The sequence below is a fragment of the Nocardiopsis sp. NPDC055879 genome (genome assembly GCF_053615935.1).
Window position 1 is genome coordinate 1 of the sequence record NZ_JBSHCT010000111.1, and the last position, 1,095, is coordinate 1,095.

Sequence of the window (1,095 nt, forward strand, 5' to 3'; positions counted from 1 at the left end):
ACATCGGTGACCTGGTGGTATTCGTTCGGTTCGATCTCCCCGAAGGGGGCGATGACGGATGCGAACGCCGCGTTCACCCACACGTCCACGGGACCCAAGGTGTCCTGGATCCATTCCACGGCCTCACGCACCTGGCCGGCGTCCGCCACGTCCACTCGCCGTGAGATCGCCGGACCCCGGCCTCACGGGTCTCTCACTCTGCGCGGGACGACCCCTCCACGCCCCGGGAGAGCAGGGCGAGAGCGTATTCGCGGCGGGCGAACTCCCGCACGACTGCCCGGCCCACCCCGGCACCGACGCCACTGACGACGACCACTCCACGGTTCCGAATCCGCTCCCGCATGTGGTCCTTACCTTTCTTCTGGGAGTTCGTTCCTGACCGTCTGTAGGCTCGGGAGGACCCCAGGAGCGCCAGGTATGGCTGTCATGTGTCTGCCGTAGGTATGGCCGAGGGGGATTGGCCGCCTGGCGCTCCGCGACGACCCGGCCGCTGATTGGGCTGCGCGAACAGATCGCTGTGTAAGGACACGACGGCGCGGTCGTCTGCGGGGATCCTGGACCCCGACCGCGGGGGCGGATGGACGATGGAGATACAGGGGGCACGCCCCGTCGGTCGTGCCTATGTGGAGGACAGCCTGGTCCTGGAGACCCGTTGGGAGGGGGAGGACCTCACGCTGGTCGGTCACGATCTACTCGCGGTGCGTCCCTCGGCGCAGGGCACGGGCCTGTAGCGGGAGGGTCTCCTGGTCAGGATCATCGAATGTCGTTCGGGCAGTACGTCCGTGCGCTCCCGGCTCCAGGCCCGCCCCGACTTCGGCCGTTCCGCGGCCTCGTGGCGACACCTGGACGGAGCGTTGAAGGAGGCGTCCGGGCCCTTGTTGTCGGGAGACCGCGCCCTCGTCCTCCTCGACGAAGAGGACCCCGAGCTCAGGGTGGAGCTCTCCGAGAGCGAGACCGCGGTGTTCGCCCTGGACTACCTGCGCGGCGAACGCCGTGTCTCTCCGGGGGAGGGGCACGCGTTGTTGAGGACCACCCTCGACGCCTGGCGCCTCTGGTCGGACCGGACCCACTATGACGGTGTCGGCGCTTCCCACG

Annotated in this window: 2 protein-coding genes and 1 pseudogene; 2 read left to right on the plus strand and 1 reads right to left on the minus strand. The window is 68.7% G+C overall.

Features of this window, described 5'->3' with window-relative positions; all coding sequences use genetic code 11:
• Nucleotides 1-193 precede the first annotated feature (193 nt).
• Nucleotides 194-343: a hypothetical protein gene (locus ACWGKS_RS30100; RefSeq protein ID WP_452456994.1), complete on the minus strand. Its 150-nt coding sequence runs from the start codon at nt 341-343 to the stop codon at nt 194-196.
• Between the two features lie 241 nt (nt 344-584).
• Here ACWGKS_RS30100 and ACWGKS_RS30105 point away from each other — a divergent pair, with 241 nt between their 5' ends.
• Both ACWGKS_RS30105 and ACWGKS_RS30110 read left to right on the plus strand, forming a co-directional pair.
• Nucleotides 585-731: a hypothetical protein gene (locus ACWGKS_RS30105; RefSeq protein ID WP_452456993.1), complete on the plus strand. Its 147-nt coding sequence runs from the start codon at nt 585-587 to the stop codon at nt 729-731.
• 51 nt (nt 732-782) lie between these two features.
• A pseudogene (locus ACWGKS_RS30110) lies at nt 783-1,095 on the plus strand (glycoside hydrolase family 15 protein); the annotation flags it as partial.